This window comes from Bradyrhizobium sp. SZCCHNR1051, assembly GCF_032489615.1.
Classification (GTDB): Bacteria; Pseudomonadota; Alphaproteobacteria; order Rhizobiales; family Xanthobacteraceae; genus Bradyrhizobium.
In genome coordinates this window covers 182,637-199,701 of the sequence record NZ_JAUEYJ010000007.1, presented here as the reverse complement: position 1 = coordinate 199,701, position 17,065 = coordinate 182,637, and the positions used below count along the sequence as shown (strand labels likewise).

14 protein-coding genes are annotated in these 17,065 nt (G+C 62.5%); 7 read left to right on the top strand and 7 right to left on the bottom strand.

The annotated features are described in order from the left end of the window. Position 1 precedes the first annotated feature (1 nt). A complete protein-coding gene (locus tag QW868_RS10780) occupies positions 2-247 on the top strand; it encodes a PilZ domain-containing protein (RefSeq protein ID WP_315712872.1) in 246 nt (81 codons plus the stop codon). A gap of 85 nt (positions 248-332) precedes the next feature. Beyond that, on the top strand, positions 333-1,202 hold the full coding sequence (locus QW868_RS10775) for a tetratricopeptide repeat protein (protein WP_315738962.1): 870 nt from the start codon (positions 333-335) through the stop codon (positions 1,200-1,202). An 82-nt stretch (positions 1,203-1,284) separates the two neighbouring features. Here the strand turns inward: QW868_RS10775 and QW868_RS10770 are convergent, their stop codons facing one another. From QW868_RS10770 to cpaB, 4 genes are read right to left on the bottom strand one after another with little or no spacing between them, the layout of a single operon-like run. Next, entirely contained in the window at positions 1,285-2,553 is a 1,269-nt protein-coding gene (locus QW868_RS10770) for a CpaE family protein (protein ID WP_316230540.1), read from the bottom strand. After that, entirely contained in the window at positions 2,550-3,287 is a 738-nt protein-coding gene (locus tag QW868_RS10765) for a CpaD family pilus assembly protein (protein ID WP_316230539.1), read from the bottom strand. Before QW868_RS10765 ends, QW868_RS10770 begins: the two co-directional genes overlap by 4 nt. A gap of 33 nt (positions 3,288-3,320) precedes the next feature. Continuing rightward, the gene (locus QW868_RS10760) at positions 3,321-4,790 is read right to left on the bottom strand and encodes a type II and III secretion system protein family protein (RefSeq protein WP_316230538.1); all 1,470 of its coding nucleotides are present in this window, start codon (positions 4,788-4,790) and stop codon (positions 3,321-3,323) included. A gap of 17 nt (positions 4,791-4,807) precedes the next feature. Next, positions 4,808-5,623, bottom strand: a complete 816-nt coding sequence (cpaB, locus tag QW868_RS10755) for a Flp pilus assembly protein CpaB (RefSeq protein ID WP_316230537.1) — start codon at positions 5,621-5,623, stop codon at positions 4,808-4,810. A 674-nt stretch (positions 5,624-6,297) separates the two neighbouring features. Between cpaB and QW868_RS10750 the strand changes: the two genes are divergently transcribed. The 5 genes from QW868_RS10750 (at position 6,298) to QW868_RS10735 (ending at position 12,356) form a co-directional block, all read left to right on the top strand. Further along, positions 6,298-6,990, top strand: coding sequence for a PilZ domain-containing protein (locus QW868_RS10750; protein ID WP_316230536.1), 693 nt, complete (start codon positions 6,298-6,300; stop codon positions 6,988-6,990). 175 nt (positions 6,991-7,165) lie between these two features. After that, positions 7,166-7,321 carry a hypothetical protein gene (locus QW868_RS10745; RefSeq protein WP_315738952.1) on the top strand — a complete coding sequence of 52 codons (156 nt, stop codon included), beginning with the start codon at positions 7,166-7,168 and terminating at the stop codon, positions 7,319-7,321. A 222-nt stretch (positions 7,322-7,543) separates the two neighbouring features. Continuing rightward, on the top strand, positions 7,544-8,473 hold the full coding sequence (locus QW868_RS10740; RefSeq protein WP_316230535.1) for an aspartyl/asparaginyl beta-hydroxylase domain-containing protein: 930 nt from the start codon (positions 7,544-7,546) through the stop codon (positions 8,471-8,473). Between the two features lie 276 nt (positions 8,474-8,749). Beyond that, positions 8,750-9,163: a GIY-YIG nuclease family protein gene (locus QW868_RS33530; protein ID WP_410051288.1), complete on the top strand. Its 414-nt coding sequence runs from the start codon at positions 8,750-8,752 to the stop codon at positions 9,161-9,163. A gap of 256 nt (positions 9,164-9,419) precedes the next feature. Next, the gene (locus tag QW868_RS10735) at positions 9,420-12,356 is read left to right on the top strand and encodes a hypothetical protein (protein ID WP_316230534.1); all 2,937 of its coding nucleotides are present in this window, start codon (positions 9,420-9,422) and stop codon (positions 12,354-12,356) included. A gap of 1,003 nt (positions 12,357-13,359) precedes the next feature. Here QW868_RS10735 and QW868_RS10730 read toward each other — a convergent pair. The 3 genes from QW868_RS10730 to galE form a co-directional block, all read right to left on the bottom strand. Beyond that, the gene (locus QW868_RS10730; RefSeq protein ID WP_316230533.1) at positions 13,360-14,061 is read right to left on the bottom strand and encodes a fumarylacetoacetate hydrolase family protein; all 702 of its coding nucleotides are present in this window, start codon (positions 14,059-14,061) and stop codon (positions 13,360-13,362) included. 32 nt (positions 14,062-14,093) lie between these two features. Then, positions 14,094-15,899 carry an ABC transporter ATP-binding protein gene (locus tag QW868_RS10725; protein ID WP_316230532.1) on the bottom strand — a complete coding sequence of 602 codons (1,806 nt, stop codon included), beginning with the start codon at positions 15,897-15,899 and terminating at the stop codon, positions 14,094-14,096. A gap of 102 nt (positions 15,900-16,001) precedes the next feature. Beyond that, the gene (galE, locus tag QW868_RS10720) at positions 16,002-17,015 is read right to left on the bottom strand and encodes a UDP-glucose 4-epimerase GalE (RefSeq protein ID WP_315738944.1); all 1,014 of its coding nucleotides are present in this window, start codon (positions 17,013-17,015) and stop codon (positions 16,002-16,004) included. Positions 17,016-17,065: the final 50 nt, after the last annotated feature.

Below are 17,065 nucleotides of genomic sequence, written 5' to 3'. Positions count from 1 at the left end.
GATGTTGGCGAACCGTCGCAAGAGTGAACGTCGGCTGTGCAGGAGGATCGCGAAGATTCACTACGGCAACGGCAGCCTGCCGCGGGACTGCACGGTCACGGATATTTCCGACGGCGGCGTCAAGGTGATCGCCGAATTCGTCGAGATTCCCCCGCAGTTCACCATCGTCTTCGCGCCCGACCACCAGCGCAAGTGCCGGCTGGCCTGGCGCATCGGCTGCGAGTTCGGCGCCGAATTCATCGATTGAGGCGGGCCGGCCGCGCCCGCTTAACGGGACCTTAGGGTTAATCTGCCAGCGTGCAGATCATCTGGTCCCGAAGTAGTTCAGTTGCATGCGTACGCGGCCCCTTCGCTCTCTCCCTCTGCTCCGGCCGGCCGCGTTCGCGCTGTCGTTCACGGCCGTGCTGCTCGGTCTCGGCGCCTGCCAGACCACCGATCTCAGCGAGGTCACGGGGGCACTGGGCGGCAATCCCGAAAAGAGCCGCGCGGCCGCCGCCGACCCGCGCGCCGAGATCGATCAGCTCCGCGAGCGCTTCCGCGCCAATCCCAACGATCCCGAGGTGGCGCTGCGCTATGGCAGCGCCCTGCGCGGCACCGGCCAGCGCTCGCAGGCCGTCGCCGTGCTGGAGCAGGCGAGCATCGCCAGCCCCGGCAACAAGGCGCTGCTGGCGGCCTACGGCCGTGCGCTCGCCGACAACGGCAATTTCCAGCAGGCGTTCGACGTGCTCAGCCGCGCGCATTCGCCCGAGGATCCCGACTGGCGCATCCTGTCGGCGCAGGGCGCCACGCTCGACCAGATGGGGCGCAACGAGGAGGCCCGGCAATACTACATGACGGCGCTGAAGATCGCCCCTGACGATCCCTCGGTGTTGTCCAATCTCGGCCTGTCCTACGCGCTCTCCAACGAACTGCCCAAGGCCGAGGAGCAGTTGCGCAAGGCCAGCGCACACCCGGATGCCAGCCCGCGGGTCCGGACCAATCTCGCCGTCATCGTCGGGCTGCAGGGCCGGATGAGCGAGGCCGAGAGCATCGCGCGGTCGGGGCTGCCGCCGGAGCAGGCCAATGCCAGCGTCGCCTATGTGAAGCGCATCCTGGAGCGCCGCAAGATCGCGCAGCGCGAGCTGTCGCCGCGCCGCGACCGTCCGGTGGCCGGCGAGCCCGACAAGGCGCTGGCGCGGGCGCTCAGCCGGTCCGACGACTAGAGCATGATCCGGAAGAGTGGAAACCGGTTTTCCCTCGCGACAAACGCCAAAGGCGTTTGCGCGGAGATCATGATCTAAGGCGCTATTTCGCGCCGAGCAGTTTCGCGATCGGCGCCAGCAGCGAGCCGCGCTGCGGCTTGTGGTCGATGCGTCCGGTGAGCCGGTTCGCGATCTCCTGGAACAGCTTTGGCGTGCGGCTCAGCCCCGATATCTCCGCGATCATCTGGCCGTTGTTGGCGGCGGTGCCGAACAGCTTGCAGTCGAACGGGATGATCGCGACCGGCTCGGCCTCGACGGTCTTGGCGAAGCGCTTCAGGTCGATCTCCGGCCGCTTGGGCATGCCGACCTGGTTCAGGCAATACAGCGGCGGCCGGTCGTTCGGGCGCGAGGCCTTGAGCACGCTCAGGAGATTCTTGGCGTTGCGCAGATTCGCCAGATCGGGCTCGGCGACCACCAGGATGTCGTCGGCATTGATCAGCGCATGCCGCGTCCAGGCCGACCATTGGTGCGGCACGTCGAGCACGATGCATTGCTGGGTCATGCGCAGGGTGTCGAAGATGGCGTCGAACGCGTCGGCGCCGAAATCATAGACGCGGTCGAGCGTCGCGGGTGCGGCGAGCAGGTTGAGATTTTCGGTGCATTTGGCGAGCAGGCGCTCCATCAGCGCCGTATCCGGCCGGTCCGGCTGGAACACGGCGTTGGCGATGCCCTGCAGCGGATCCTGGTTGTAGTCCAGTCCCGCGGTGCCGAACGCCATGTCGAGATCGATGACGACGGAATCCAGCGTCAGGTCGCGCGCCATGCTCCAGGCGACGTTGTGGGCGACGGTGGAGGCGCCGACGCCGCCCTTGGCGCCGACCACGGCGATGATGCGGCCGGTGATGACGGCCTCCGAGGCCGAGAACAGGCTGCAGACCGAGCGGATCACGTCGATGGTCTCGACCGGGCCGATCACATAGTCGTTGACGCCGCGCCGGACCAGCTCGCGATAGGCGACGCCGTCGGACGGGCTGCCGATCAGCACCACGCGGGTGCCGGGATCGCAGACGCTGGCGAGGTCGTCGAGGCCGCCGAGAATGTCGCCGCCGGGCCTGGTCTCGATCAAGATGACGTTCGGCGTCGGCTGCGAGTGATAGGTCTCGATCGCGCGCGGCATGCCGCCCGCCTTGATCGTGATGTGCGCCTTGCCGAGTCTTCGGTCCTGGCTCGCCGCGAGGATCGCGGCCGAGGTCTGGTCGGTCTCGCAGAATGCCTGCACCGAGACGCGCGGCACCGGCGCGATGTGATCGTCGAGGGCCGGGCCGGTGGGGCCGGGCTGCTCATCCTGGCTCTGACGGGACGCGTTGATCATTTGCCTGTATCGCTGAGCTTGGCCTTGTCTGACTCCGGATACGCCACTGCCGTCGACTCGCCCTTGCGGTACTTCTCGAACAGCGCGGAGCGGCGCGGCGTGTAGGCGGCCATCTCCGAGCGCGGCTGCTCGAGATCGGCCGGGTTGTCGATCATCGCAGCGAGATTGCGCTGCGTGGCGCAGCCGAAATTCTGATAGTGCTGGTTGCTGCTGTAGCCGGGATTGTTGATGTTCGGCCCGAGATCGTCCGGCCACAGCCCGCAGGGACCGGCGACGGCGGCGATCTTCGGATAGCTCAGCCGGATGACGGCGAGCTGCCGCGGATCGTCGGGCATGGTGTTGCGCATCGAGATCGCGTGCGAGGGAACGCCGCCGGCGGTCAGCACGGCGCGGATATCGCGATAGGCGTCGGCCGCGGCGCGCGCATTCGACGTGCCTGCCGGCACCTCCGCCATGATCCCGCCGGTGCCTTCGCGCAGCCATGAGCGCGCGAGCCCCGCGACGTCCACGCGCTGCTGGTAGGTCAGGCCGCCGCGGCCGCTGCCGATGAAGACGACGGTCGACTGCCGGCCTTCCTCGATCGCGATCGGATGGCGGATCTTGTAGTCATCCGGGATCGTCGCGACGACCTCGCCGGTGGTGGTGTTGCAGGCGCCGAGCGTGAGCGCCAGCCCCGCGATGGCGCCGATCCGGCGCAGCGTGCGTCCGCCGTCTGGTGTGGATGTTGCCGACATGATCGTTCCCCCGTGCCCCGTCGTCCCGCAATCTCAGTCGATGATGAAGCCGAAGCCGGCCGGCTGCCCCGTGGCCGCGTCGACCCTGGCGGCGATGCCGTACAGCCGGTTCATGCGGCCGAGCAGCGCCGACTCCGAGTCGGTGGCCGGCGCGAAGCCGTCGTCCGGACGCGACAGCTCCTTCTGCGCCACGGCGCGCACGACATAGGGCGTCACCAGCACCATCAGCTCGGTCTCGTTGTTGACGTAGTCCTGGCTGCGGAACAGCTGGCCGAGCACCGGCAGCTGATTGAGCCCGGGCAGGCCGTTGATCGCCTGCTTGGTCTGGTTCTGGATCAGGCCGGCCATCGCCATCGAGCCGCCGGAGGGGATCTCGACCGTGGTCTCGGCGCGGCGGGTGCGGATCGCGGGGATCGTCACCGACGACGTCGAGGCCGAGGTCAGCGCATACGACACCGTGATCGCATTGTCGTTCGACAGCTCCGACACCTCGGTCATCACCCGCAGGCTGATGCGTCCTTCGCTGAGCACGACCGGCGTGAAGTTGAGCGAGATGCCGAACTTCTTGTAGGTGATCGAGGTGCTGCAGACCCGCGTGGTGGGATCGCAGGAATAGCCGCCGGGAATCGGGAATTCGCCGCCGGCGATGAAGGTCGCGGATTCGCCGGAGATCGCGGTCAGATTGGGCTCGGCCAGCGTCTTGGTCACGCCCGCCGTCTCCATCGCGCGCATCGTCGCCGAGACCGACGACAAGCCGCCGCCGGTGGCGGAGAGGCCGTTGGTGCCGACCAGCGACCTGCCATAGGCGGTGAACGGGTTGGTGTTGTTGAAGTTCACGACCGCGGTGCCGTAGGTCATGCTGGCGCTGAGATCGATGCCGAGCTGCTTGACGATCTCGCGCCGGACCTCCGACACGTTGACCTTCAGCATCACCTGGTCGCGGCCGCGCACGACGATCGAGTTGACCACCTTGTCGGCACCGCCGACGAGGCGAGCGGCGATCTCGCTGGCTTGCTGCGCCTCGACCGGGCTCGACACCGAGCCGGTCAGGATCACGCCCTCGCCGACGCCGTCGATCTTGACGCCGGGAATGCTCTGGCTCAGCGCCTGGCGCACGCCGTTGAGATCGCGCTTGATCGCGATGTCATAGGCCGCGACCTGCTGTCCCTCGCCGTCGAAGAACACGACGTTGGTCTGGCCGACCGCCGCGCCGATGATGTAGGCGCGCCGGGCCGAACGGACGACGGCGTTGGCGACCTTGGGATCGGCGACCAGCACGTCCTTGACGTCCTGGGGGAAGTCGACGACCACGGACTTGCCGATGCCGAGCGAGAGGAAGCGAACCTTCGACGACCCGACCGACACCACAGGCGTCTCCAGCCTGTCGTCAGCCGCCTTCACCGGCGTCAGCACCGGATTGAGCGCGAGGCCGATCACGGCCGATGTCGATAGCGCGCGGACGACCCACGTCCCGAATTTTGCGCGTTGATGCCCACCCATCATCTTCCTCGTCCTTTCGGTCACTTCTGCGCCGTGAGCGAGCTCGTGATCCCATAGCGAATGATCTCGATGGCGCTGCCCCGTCGCGCCATCTGCTGCTGCTGTTGCTGCATCTCGGTCTTGTTGCCGTCGGCGGCGTTCACGTCGGCGATGCTGCGAAGCGCCAGCGCCAGCGAGCCGGCCTGTCGCGCGCGCGCCAAAGTCTCAGCCTGCTCGGGCTTGAGCTCGAGCGTCACCGTCTTGCCGACGACGGTGTTCTGGCCTTCCTTCTCCTTCGGCGCCTGGTCGATCGCGAGCACGCGGACGTTGGAGAGAATGATCTCGGAGCTGACGAAGTCGGCGGCGCCGGGCCTGTCCGGATTCTTGTCGCGCTTCGACAGGATGACGTCGACGCGGTCGTTCGGCAGGATGAAGCCGCCGGCGCCGGTCTCGGGCGAGATCTCGGTGGAGATCGCGCGCATGCCTGCAGGCAGGATCGCCGCCATGAAGCCGGAGCCGTCCGCCTTCACCAGCTTCTGCTCGCGGATCGGCTCGCCGATCACGAACGGCGAGCGGGCGATGGTGCCGACCAGCTGATTGGCCGCCTCGGGACGGTCGCCGCGCCGGATGAAGATGTTGCTCGCGGCCTCGGGCCAGGTCTGCCAGATCAGGTCGCCGGGCTTGATCGCCTGACCGAGCCCGATGTCGTTCTTGGCGACCAGCACCTCGACCGTCGGCAATTGCACGACCGGCGCCGCCGGCGTCTGCCGCTGGCCGTCGGAATTGCTGACCAGATAGGCCGCAACGCCGCCCGCGCCGAGAGCGATGGTTAACACCACGATGCGTGCGGTCATCATACGCGTGACTACTTTGCTTACTCATACGCCTGGGGCGACGCGCGAGCCGACTGACAGCCGTCCCCCTCACTTACGACTAAGCGGCAATAGTATATGCGAAATTGAACAGCATAGGCGGCAGCCGCTGCCGTGCGGACCGATTGCGCAAGTGGTGAACAGGTTGTTAGCGAGCAAATAGCGAAACGACACGAACGTGTTAGCTGTTTGCTGGCAGCGCGGTTGCGCGCGCTGATAGTTGCTCACCCGATTGAATGAAATTGTGAGTTGCAGCCGCGCCTCGGTGGTCGCCCGTTAGGATGAATCATTGACTAATCACGTTGAACGCGAACGCACGCTCATCGTGAGACGGTGTACGTCTTGACGCGATCGCGCCGCGGCTGATGCGATTAGCCGTTCGTGCCTGGGACGAACACGTGCCGCGCCCCACCGTAATCTGACGGGCCGGCATTTTCAGAAAGCGGAAACGGGTTGGACATACGATTTCGTTGAGCGGGATTTCCGTTTCGGATTCAGATTTCCTCAAGAATTTGCGCGCACGGTCCGGGGCATGGCGGCTTTGCCCAATTCGATTTAGTTCGGCCGAAAATGCACGCAGAAATTGTAACAGGCATATCGTGCCTCGGCGGGGGCCGGGCCATCGTCGGGGACATCATGGGTTCGAGGGGAGACGTGCAATGTCGGTTGCTCGATTCCTGAAGCAGCGCGCGGTCAGGATTCAGACGGTCGGGTCCTACACGCTTTCGAACTGGTATTCCCCGGAAGGACGGCTGCGATCCTTCGCCTGCCGCACCACGCGGGTGTCGCCGTTTCGCGCGCTGCTCGAGGTGCCCGTGGTCGGCAAGGTCGGCGATCGTCTGACCTCGTATTTCCGCGACTTCGGCAAGTTCGAAGGCGAGATCAGCGACACCGTGCATGGCGGCTTTCTGCTCGAGCTGGAGATGACGCGCGCCGAGCGCGCCAAGCTCGCCGAGAAGCTGGTCTGGCTGGAGAAGAAGCAGAAGGATCCGTCGATCCGCGACTCCCGCCGCGATGCGCGCTTCGTGCCGAACTCGCCGCATTCGGCGCTGACGCTCGCCGACGGCAGCTGCATCCCGTGCTTCGTGATCGATGCCTCGATGTCGGGCGCGGCGGTCTCGGCGGAGATCCAGCCGGAGATCGGCACGCCGCTGGCGGTCGGCAGTTGCATCGGCCGCGTCATCAGGCATTTCCCCAGTGGCTTTGCCGTCCGCTTCGTCGACCAGTTGGCCGGCGCCAACGAGCTCGAACGGCGGGTGATCACGCCGCCGGCGCGCCCGATGCGGCGGAAGCTCGTGGCCCACGGCGATGACCGCCTGATCGGGGCGCCCGAGGACTTCTTCCTGGTGTGACGGCGGCGCTCCTGCGGCGTTCGACGGCGGCCGCTCCGGCCTGCGCGGTTTCGCGTATGGAGCGAAGGCGGGAATCGCGGCATGGGAACTGGCGGCCGTCCGCACGGTTAACGCGATGTTAATCGGCATCGTGAAAGCTTGCGTTGCCGGGTGCATTGCCAGGAGGACCAGTCCCATGGAGGCCCAGAAGACCGCGGTGGATGCCATCGTCGTCCTCACCGGCTGCGACCGCGACGCGGTGGCCGTCTTCATCCGCCGCATGTATCTCGCCGGCGTCCGGGACCCCAAGCGGCTGACCTTCAAGGGCCTGCAGGAGCTGACGCGGGCTTAGCATGATTGCAGCCGGGGCCGGCGGCTGTTGCAGGCGGGTCACGCCGCAGAACTTTCAACCCCGATTCCCGTTCACAACCCATGTGCGAAGGGATGCGGCCGGCCGCGCTTGCGGCTAAATTGAGGCGCTTGGCCGGCATCAGAGCACCATCTGAATCCTCGCCCAGAAGGCGACACGGTTCTGCGCAACACGCTCTGAGCGGCCGGATCATGGGTACCGGACATGCTCAGACAGCTCTTCGCGCCACAGCTCATCGGCCTCTACATCCTGATCGGGGCCACCCTCTACGTCCACTTCCGCGGCAAGCAGCGGCTGCGCTTTGCCCGCCAGCTCGGCGACCACTCGACCTATCTCGCCCCCTACAACGTGCTGATGTATGCCGGCTCGGCCGTGCCCAACACGCCGGTGATCCCGGTCGAGCAGTTTCCCGAGCTGAAGACGCTCACCGACAATTGGCAGGAGATCCGCGAGGAGGCGATGCGGCTGTTCGACGAGGGCTTCATCCGCGCCGCCGCCAACAACAACGACTGGGGCTTCTACTCGTTCTTCAAGAGCGGCTGGAAGCGCTTCTATCTGAAATGGTACGACGATTTCCTGCCGTCGGCGCGCACGCTGTGCCCGAAGACGGTCGAGCTGCTCAACGCCATCCCGAACGTCCACGGCGCGATGTTCGCGATGCTGCCGCCCGGCGGCAAGCTCGGCGCTCACCGCGATCCCTTCGCCGGCTCGCTGCGCTATCACCTCGGCCTGGTGACGCCCAACTCCGACAAGTGTCGCATCCTGGTCGACGGCGTGCCCTGCGTCTGGCGCGACGGCGAGGCCTTCATGTTCGACGAGACCTTCATCCACAGCGCCGAGAACTTAACCGACGTCAACCGCATCATCCTGTTCTGCGACGTCGAGCGCCCGATGAAGCTCGGCTTCATCGCCGCCATCAACCGCTGGGTCAGCCACCACATCGTCAAGGCCTCGGCGACCCAGAACGTCGAGGGCGAGCACGTCGGCGTGCTGAACAAGGTGTTCGGGAAGCTGTACGAGTTTCACTTGGCCACGCGGAAGGTGAAGGCGTGGAATCGGACGGTGTACTACGCGGCGAAGTATACGCTGACGGTGGCGATCGTGGGTGCCATCGTGGTGTCGGCGTTTCGGTGAGGGGGGACAGAGTAGGGCGGATTAGCGGAGCGTAATCCGCCGTTGGTGCGTCGTGGCGGGTTACGACCATAGCATTGTCGACATAGCTGATAGTGGGGCCAGAGAACTCGCCCTTTGCCGAATGAAGTGGCTCCGGCGATCGAGCAGCCGAAAGTTGAGCGCGCCATACGGCACTAGCGGGACGCTATAGCTTTGGTATGCTGGGCTCTTCTGTTGAGGCCCGAATGCAAGACATTCTCACCGAAAGTGAATTGAGATTTCTGAGGAGCCAGGGTCTTGGCCCTGACGACGTCATGGACGTTCGGCATATGTCTCAGTGGCTTTGGTTTAAACGCATTAAGGAGGAAGGCAAGACGATTGCGCTCCGGTAGCAAATGCCGAAAGGCCGGCCACAGGCTAAGGTCCACAAAGGGCCACTGTGTTCAATGCGACACAAAGGTTTTGGCGTTCGCAGCGCGGTTGATCAAGATTGGCGTCTGCAAAGATTTAGATCAACGGATTCGCCAGATATGTAGCGAGCGTCATGGGGACGTCAGGGATTGGGAAGTTATCTACGCCGTTGAGATTGAGCGGGCGGGAGAACTTGAAGATCGTGTGCTTGGTAGGCTAGCTGAGTATTCGATCTACTCGACTTACTGGAAAGACGGAGTGCTTCAGCAATCGATCGAGCTTCGACGTTGCACAAATTAGCCAGGCAATGGAAGCAATGACAACTGAGATCGAAGGAAAGGAGTACTATCTAGCGATCAACTGGCGCAGATAAGTCTGCGTACGAATTCACCTAGTTTCGGATGGACGACACGTTGCGTGCGGCCAACTAACCCGATCCTTTCGAATTCTCTTGTAGGCATATAGGTTTTACTCTCTGCCAGCAAGGACACTCTGCCGTCGCGAAGTCTATCGTGCTATCATGTCTAAGCAAAACGTCTCTTGGTGGGAAATCGATATGTCTTCTATTGATTCTGCCTACTCCCGCGCCGCTGCGATAGTGGCGGAGATTGAGCCGCGCCTCTCCGATGTTCTCACGGAGGAGGATGCGAAGTTGCAACTCGTGACTCGGTTTCTGACAGAAGTACTGGGATGGAGCCACTCGGCCATTTCTGCAGAAAGGAAAAACGATAATGGGTACTCCGACTACATCGTAAACGATGCTGGACGGCCGGCCTTTCTTGTGGAAGCTAAGCGCATTGGTCGGCTTGGAGTTTTGACGAGCGCGATAACCAAGCAGATATATAGAATCTCTGGGCCGGCGTTGAAGCAATGCTTGGATGCCATCGAACAAGCCGCCTCATACTGCGCTCCCGATGGAATTCAGCTGGCAGTGGTCACCGATGGCGTGGTCTGGATTTTCTTCAAGCCGTTCGTACCAGGTGAAAATTACAAGACGAAAGAGGCGATCGTTTTTCCGACTCTTGGTTCTTTGTTGTCTGACTTTTCAAGCTTTTTTGAACTCGGTTCGCGGGAGGCCCATCAGAAGGCGATCTATAAGCATATCTTTGATAGGATACATGACCGGAGACTTCTTCTTACTCTGGGGCTCCACTCCGCCTACTCCGAAGCGGACGTCCACCCAGAGTTCAAATCGCAGTTGGCGTTCGATCTCGACAAAATATTCAACTCGTTCTTTGCTGGCCTGATCGGGGATGCAGATCCAAATATGTTGGTTGAGTGTTTCGTGGAAACAAAAGAGAGCAGAATTGCTGACTTCGCGCTGGAAAAACTGACAACCTACGTTTTGGGTAACATCAGTCCTCCCGAAAAGGGAGTCGATGAAGGATTGCAGCAGCTGATTACAAGTACGATCTCGGATAAGCACGGAGATACGGTTTTTATTGTCGGCCCGTCTGGTGCGGGGAAATCGACGTTCCTTGAGCGCTTCTTTCGATCGACTTTGCCTTCCAATATTAGAGATCGTTGTGTCGTCATCAATGTCAATGCGTTAGATGCCACCGGCGACGCTGGAACGTCGCTTGCCTGGTTTACGAACTGTGCGATCGCCAGTATCGAGAAGCAGCTATATATAAAGGGTTTTCCGAGCTGGGATGAGTTGTTGGGCCTATATTTCAAAGAGTACGTGCGGCGGAGTGAGGGAGTCGATGCTGAGCTGTATAAGCAGGACAAGGATGCTTTCAAAAGAAAATTTGGCGAATACATGGATGAGCAGGTAGAGAAGGATAGAGAGGGATATCTGCGGAGGCTGTTGATCGATGTCGTTGAGAATCGAAGGCGATTGCCGATCTTTGTTGTCGACAACACAGACGAATTTTCCTTAGATTTCAAGCAGTCTCTATTTCAGTACTTCCAGGCACTAAGGCGTCATGTAACGCACTGTCTACTCTTGTTTCCGCTGACAGATCGATCGGCGTGGTCATTCTCTAAGACGGAGTTGTTCAATATCTATTCGTCGAAATCATACTTTCTTCCAACGCCTGCACCAAGGGAGGTTTTTAGAAAGCGCCTTGAATATTTGAGATCGAAAATGGAACTTGAAGGTAGAACTGCCGGTGTTTACGACGCGGGAAGCTTTCGTATTAGGCTTGAAAGCTTGGAGGCATTTGCGTCTGCTGTAGAAGATATATTTGTCCTTCAGGACTACATATCGAACAGACTAGGTAGTTTGGCAAATTACAACATTCGAAAAACATTGGGCCTTGCGCGGCGCGTTATAACGTCAGCGTCACTTCAAATCGAGGATCTGCTGAGGTCTTATGTTGCAGGTAAGCAAGAGCCGCTTTCGCCCGAAAAATTCATGCGGGCGCTGATCCTTGGTGACTATAACTTTTATAAGCGGGGAGACTCTCATCTTCTATTCCCAATTTTTGACGTAAGCTCTGATATTGCTCAGAGCCCTCTAATGAGTGTCAGGGTGCTTTCGTTATTGAAGGCTGTTCACGATGCGAGGTCGTCGGATGATAGTCGGTACATTTCTGTGCCATCTATCGTTCAGTATTTCGATGGGATGGGGTATGCGGAGCTTGCCGTAGATTGTGCGCTTTCCGCTCTTATGGATGCGTCTCTAGTCGAGCCGCATGATCCGAGTATTGGCGGTTTGTCGATGGCGCAGCGAGTAGCAGTCACCTATAGCGGATTGTCGCACCTTGAGCTCGCGCTGTTCAACACAACGTTTTTTGGTCAAATGGCACTAATTACATCTGTCTCGGATGCGGAGGTAGCAAATCAGATTAGGTCTCTACATTCGGCCGCAGAGGCGAAGACATTTAGGATGAAGAAGGTGCGAGAGGTGTTTGCGCTTTTTTTAATTGCCGAAGATGAGAAGTTCGGTCGGCTGCCGGATGCTCCGCAATATTTGGTGCAAAGGGCGGTGACAAGCGAGATTCGCAAGTTCGCGGGAGGAGCTTCAGAGCCTGAACTCGCAAGTCGCGATGTTGTAAGAGAAAGTGCAAGAGAGGGGGTAATTGCCACGGCGGTTAACGCCGTTGTCGATTGGTATGACGAAATGAAAGGTTATGGGTTCGTATTGGTTGATCAGCTTGGAGAGTCGGCTTTCTTGCACGCGTCAATTCTTGAGAAATCGGGTATCGCCGTCGTTCATGATGGGGATGAGCTGATCGTTGATGTATCAAGAACTCGCAAGGGAATTTCAGTTTCGGATGTTCGAAAGCCAGATGGAGTTCTTGCGGGGGATGCGACGCTGTATAAGGCGAGAGTCGTAAAGATTTTCGATCAGCGTGGCTACGGGTTTGTTTTTGTTCCGGCGCTTTCAAAGGATGCCTTTTTCAATCTTTCAAGGCTATCCGCAGAAGACCGGTCTTCGATAAAGATCGGGGCGGAAGTTCAGGTTGAGTTGAATAGAGATTCGAAGGGGCGGGGTATGCAGGTTCGGAGGTTTGCGCCGCCCGCCGCAGCTTGTGAAGTGAACTGAGTGGCGCAGTCGTGGGCTTGTTGCTCGTCGGATAACTCACGGTAATCAGAAATTTCTGTCGAAGAGCCGCTTGACAAATTCGCCAAATCAGCATTACAGTCCGCCCATCCCGTTGCACGGTAGGGGACGGTTCGCGGTCGTCACGGACGTTGGCAGCGGGGAGCGGTGGACGCGGGCGGCGGCGTGTGATGAGCACGGACGAACGTGCGGCTCGCGGACGGTGAAGGCGCGTGGTTCTGATACTCCGACGCTAGTATCAACGTTCCGACAAAGCTTCGCTTTGCGCAGCGGATGGTGGCCAGAAAGCCCGGTGCACCAGGAAGAGCGCGCTATAGCTTGTTAAAACCATCGCGCGGGGAAGGCCGGGTCTGTCCGGCTGTACCTGTGGTGACTGCCGCCTGCTTTTTTTCTGCAGGCGGGCCACGGGCCTCAGCCGAGGTCCGGCCTTCCTCGCGCCCTCCATTCGGTGAGGGCGGGATCTGGAGCACAACTCGGGCGCGGGATGCGTCGCGAGACGGTGGATGCTCGTGTCCCTGATCAGCCCGATGCTGTTTGAGATTGTGGATCAGATGATGGTGCATGCCCATGTGCCGGCTGATGTCTTGTGCGGTCGTGCCGCGAGATTGCCGTTTGTGACGGGCCGTATGGTTCGAGACGCGCCGCAAGCGGCGCTCCTCACCATGAGGGGCGAGGTTATCGCCACGGAGGCGGTGAGCTCCCCTCCCCCTTGCGGGGAGGGGGTGGGGGTCTCCGGGCGTTGAACGATCTTGGGGTGCGATTTTTCTCCTCACGTGGCGTGAAGAGGTTGCGCCAAGTGTGCGTGCGCGATCGAGAGACCGGAATTTGGGGACCCCCACCCCCGACCCCTCCCCGCAAGGGGGAGGGGAGGCCACCGTCGGTGGGGCGGGTGGGGTGCTCCCTTCGGATGTCAGGCAAAGGAAAAGGCCGCGCTGGGCGCGGCCTTTTGACAGGTCTGCGGCGGTGAGCCGCCTTGCGAGGCGGCTTACTTCGCCGCCGGGCCGATCGAGACCTTCAGCGTGCCGACGCCGTCGACGCCGCATTCGATCTTGTCGCCGGCGACCACCGCCGCGACCCCGGCGGGGGTGCCGGTCATGATGATGTCGCCGGCCGCCAGTTCGACCTGCTGTGAGAGCTTCCAGATGATCTCCGGCACGTTCCAGATCAGCTCGGAGAGGTCGCCGGTCTGGCGCTCGGTGCCGTTGACGGACAGCCAGATCTTGCCCTTCGACGGGTGGCCGATCTTGGCTGCCGGCTGGATGGCCGAGCAGGGCGCGGAGTGGTCGAACGATTTGCCGACCTCCCAGGGGCGCTGCATCTTGCGGGAGGCGAGCTGCAGGTCGCGGCGGGTGAGGTCGATGCCGACGGCGTAGCCGTAGACGTGCTCGAGCGCCTTGTCGGTGGGGATGTTGAGGCCGCCGCTCTTCAGCGCGACCACCAGCTCGACCTCGTGATGCATGTCCTTGGTCAACGGCGGGTAGGGGATCACGGCGCCGTCCGGCTCCAGCATGTCGGCATGCTTGGCGAAGAAGAACGGCGGATCGCGCTCGTCATTGCCCATCTCGCGGATGTGCTCGAGATAGTTGCGGCCGACGCACCAGATGCGGCGAACGGGAAAAACGCCGGCTTCGCCCACGACGGGAAGAGAGGGCTGCGGCAGGGCCGGAATGACGGTGGAGGCGCTCATGAAACGATCTCGGGTGCGGTGAAATGGGCGGGTCAGGAGGTGGCGGTCATGGGGATCACATTCGGCCCCATGTCGCGCTGTTGCAGGCGGAAGAACGAAGCATAGCGGCCGCCACGGCGCAACAGATCGTCATGCCGGCCGCGCTCGACGATCTCGCCGGCCTCGACCACCAGGATGGCGTCGGCGTTCATGATGGTGTGCAGGCGATGCGCGATGACGATGGTGGTGCGATTCTGGCAAAGATGCTCGATGGCCTCCTGCACCTGCCGCTCCGACTCGGAGTCCAGTGCCGCGGTGGCCTCGTCGAGCAGGATGATCGGCGCGTTGCGGATCAGCGCGCGCGCCACCGCGATGCGCTGGCGCTGGCCGCCGGAGAGCTGGGTGCCGTGCTCGCCGACCGGCGTGTCGTAGCCGAGCGGGAAGCTTATGATGAAGTCGTGCGCGCAGGCGGCCTTCGCCGCCTCGATGATCTCGGCCTCGGTCGCGCCCGGCTTGCCGAAGGCGATGTTGGCGCGGATCGAGTCGCGGAACAGGTAGACGTCCTGGCCGACATAGGCGGCCTGCTCGCGCAGGGAGCGGCGCGACACGTTCGAGATCGACTGACCGTCGATCAGGATGTCGCCTTCGGTCGCCTCGTAGAAGCGAAGGAGCAGCGCCAGCACCGTCGACTTGCCGCCGCCGGACGGGCCGACCAGCGCGGTGACCTTGCCGGGCTCGGCTGTGAAGCTCATGCGGTTGAGCACCGGCTCGTTGTCGCGATAGGCGAAGGAGACGTCGCGCAGCTCGATCCTGGCCTGTGTCAGCTTCAGCGCCGGCTTGTCGTCGTCAGGCTGCTCGCTGGCGGGGCTGTCGACCACTTCGAGCAGCATGCGCGCGCCGACCAGCTGGCTGTTGAGATCGATGTTGAGCCGCGCCAGCCGCTTGGCCGGCTCGGTCGCCATCAGGAAGGCGGTCATGAAGGAGAAGAACTGGCCGGGCGTGGCGTTGAGCGCGACCACGGCATAGCCGCCATACATCAAACAGCCGGCGACCGCGAAGCCGCCCAGCATCTCCATCAGCGGGTTGGAACGGTTGGAGACGCGGGCCATCTTGTTGGCGTTGCGCTCGACCACCGCGATGTTCTCGTCGATGCGGGCGCGCATCGCGTCCTCGAGCGTGAACGCTTTCACGGTGCGGATGCCCTGCAGCGATTCCTGCATCGTCTCGAGGATGTCGGCATTGCCGGTGAACTGGCTGTGCGCGAGGCCCTTGATGCGCTTCACCAGCTTGCGCAACACCAGCATGGCCGGCGGCACGACGACCAGGCCGAGCAGCGACATCCAGGGATCCTGCGCGACCATCACGGCGATCATGCTGATGAGCAGCAGCAGGTCGCGGCCGATCGCGTTGATCAGCATGGTCAGGACGTCGGTGATCGACTTGGCACCGGCGGTGAGGCGCGCGAGGAACTCCGAGGAGTGCCGCTCGGAGAAGAAGCCGATGCTCTCGCTCATCAGCTTCGCGAACAGCGCGCGCTGGTTGTTGGCGAGGATCGCGTTCGAGATTTTCGACAGGATGACGGCGTAGCCGTAGGTCGAGACGCCCTTGACGAACAAGAGCAGCACGGTGACGCCGGAGAGCACCGCGATGCCGGGGATGCTCTTGTCGACATAGGCCTTGTTGATGACCTGGCCGAGGATGTAGGCGGCGCCGGCGCTGGCGCCGGCCGAGACCGCCATCAGCGCGAAAGCGGTGAGATAGCGACGCCAGTAGAGGATGCCCTGTTCCATCACGAGGCGGCGGATCAGGATCGCGGCGCCATAGGGATCGTCGGTGATCTTCTTCGGAAATTCGGCCATTCTGGTCCCTGGCCGCCGGGACAAATCGCCGGGCGGACAGCAGTGCTTGCCCGCTCGGGGCGGCTTTTTCAAGCCCCCCGGCGTCCGGCTAAGTCGTTGATTCTAGGCCGAGGCCCGCTGCAGCGTGCCGCTGTGGCGTTCCAGGAACAGTTTCTCCTCCCAGGTCAGGGCGTGGGCGGCGATTGTTTCCAGATCGTCATAGGTCGGGGTCCAGTCGAGCAGCGCCTTCAAACGGCTGGTGTCGGCGACCATGCTCATGATGTCGCCGGGGCGGCGCGGCGCGTATTGGACGGGAATGGCGCGACCGGAGACGCGCCGGACGGCCTCGATGGTCTCGAGCACGGAATAGCCGCGGCCGTACCCACAATTCAGCGTGACCGAGCCGCCGCCGGTGCGCAGATAGGCCAGCGCGGCGCGGTGCACCTGGACGAGATCGCAGACATGGATGAAATCGCGGATGCAGGTGCCGTCGGGGGTCGGATAGTCGGTGCCGAAGACGTCGATCTTGGCGCGCTGGCCGGTCGCGACCTCCATCGCGATCTTCATCAGATGCGTCGCGCCGACGGTGGCAAGCCCGCTGCGCCCGAACGGATCGGCGCCGGCGACGTTGAAGTAGCGCAGCACCACGTAGTTGAGGTCATAGGCCGAGGCGACGTCGTGCAGGATGATCTCGGCCATCAGCTTCGAGGTGCCGTAGGGCGAGGTCGGACGGGTCGGCGCGCTCTCGGGCACCGGCACCTCGTCCGGATTGCCGTAGACGGCCGCGGTCGAGGAGAACACGAAGCGGCTGACGCCGCGCTTGACCGCCGCATTCAACAGGCTGCGCGTGGTCATCGTGTTGTTGCGGTAGTACAGCAGCGGATCGCGCACCGATTCCGGCACCACGACCGAGCCCGCCAAATGGATGATGCTGTCGACGCCGTGCTGGCTGATGACGCCATCCACGAGATTTTCATCGCCGGCATCGCCGATGAACAGCGGCACGCCGTCCGGGACGAATGCCGAAAAGCCGGTCGAGAGGTTGTCGATCACCACGACGCTTTCGCCGGCTTCCGCCAGCGCCAGCACCATGTGGCTGCCGATATAGCCGGCGCCGCCGGTCACGAGCACGGTCATTGTTTGACGCGATCCCTGTTTGTTTCCGGCAAACTAACGCCGGCGAAGTG

Bases quoted from the DNA above. Each gene is read 5' to 3' on its own strand.
- QW868_RS10770 (WP_316230540.1), bottom strand. From the start codon at position 2,553: ATGATCAACGCGTCCCGTCAGAGCCAGGATGAGCAGCCCGGCCCCACC.
- QW868_RS10735 (WP_316230534.1), top strand. From the start codon at position 9,420: ATGTCTTCTATTGATTCTGCCTACTCCCGCGCCGCTGCGATAGTGGCG.
- QW868_RS10740 (WP_316230535.1), top strand. From the start codon at position 7,544: ATGCTCAGACAGCTCTTCGCGCCACAGCTCATCGGCCTCTACATCCTG.
- galE (WP_315738944.1), bottom strand. From the start codon at position 17,015: ATGACCGTGCTCGTGACCGGCGGCGCCGGCTATATCGGCAGCCACATG.
- cpaB (WP_316230537.1), bottom strand. From the start codon at position 5,623: ATGATGACCGCACGCATCGTGGTGTTAACCATCGCTCTCGGCGCGGGC.
- QW868_RS10775 (WP_315738962.1), top strand. From the start codon at position 333: ATGCGTACGCGGCCCCTTCGCTCTCTCCCTCTGCTCCGGCCGGCCGCG.
- QW868_RS10745 (WP_315738952.1), top strand. From the start codon at position 7,166: ATGGAGGCCCAGAAGACCGCGGTGGATGCCATCGTCGTCCTCACCGGC.
- QW868_RS10750 (WP_316230536.1), top strand. From the start codon at position 6,298: ATGTCGGTTGCTCGATTCCTGAAGCAGCGCGCGGTCAGGATTCAGACG.
- QW868_RS10765 (WP_316230539.1), bottom strand. From the start codon at position 3,287: ATGTCGGCAACATCCACACCAGACGGCGGACGCACGCTGCGCCGGATC.
- QW868_RS10780 (WP_315712872.1), top strand. From the start codon at position 2: ATGTTGGCGAACCGTCGCAAGAGTGAACGTCGGCTGTGCAGGAGGATC.
- QW868_RS10725 (WP_316230532.1), bottom strand. From the start codon at position 15,899: ATGGCCGAATTTCCGAAGAAGATCACCGACGATCCCTATGGCGCCGCG.
- QW868_RS10760 (WP_316230538.1), bottom strand. From the start codon at position 4,790: ATGATGGGTGGGCATCAACGCGCAAAATTCGGGACGTGGGTCGTCCGC.
- QW868_RS10730 (WP_316230533.1), bottom strand. From the start codon at position 14,061: ATGAGCGCCTCCACCGTCATTCCGGCCCTGCCGCAGCCCTCTCTTCCC.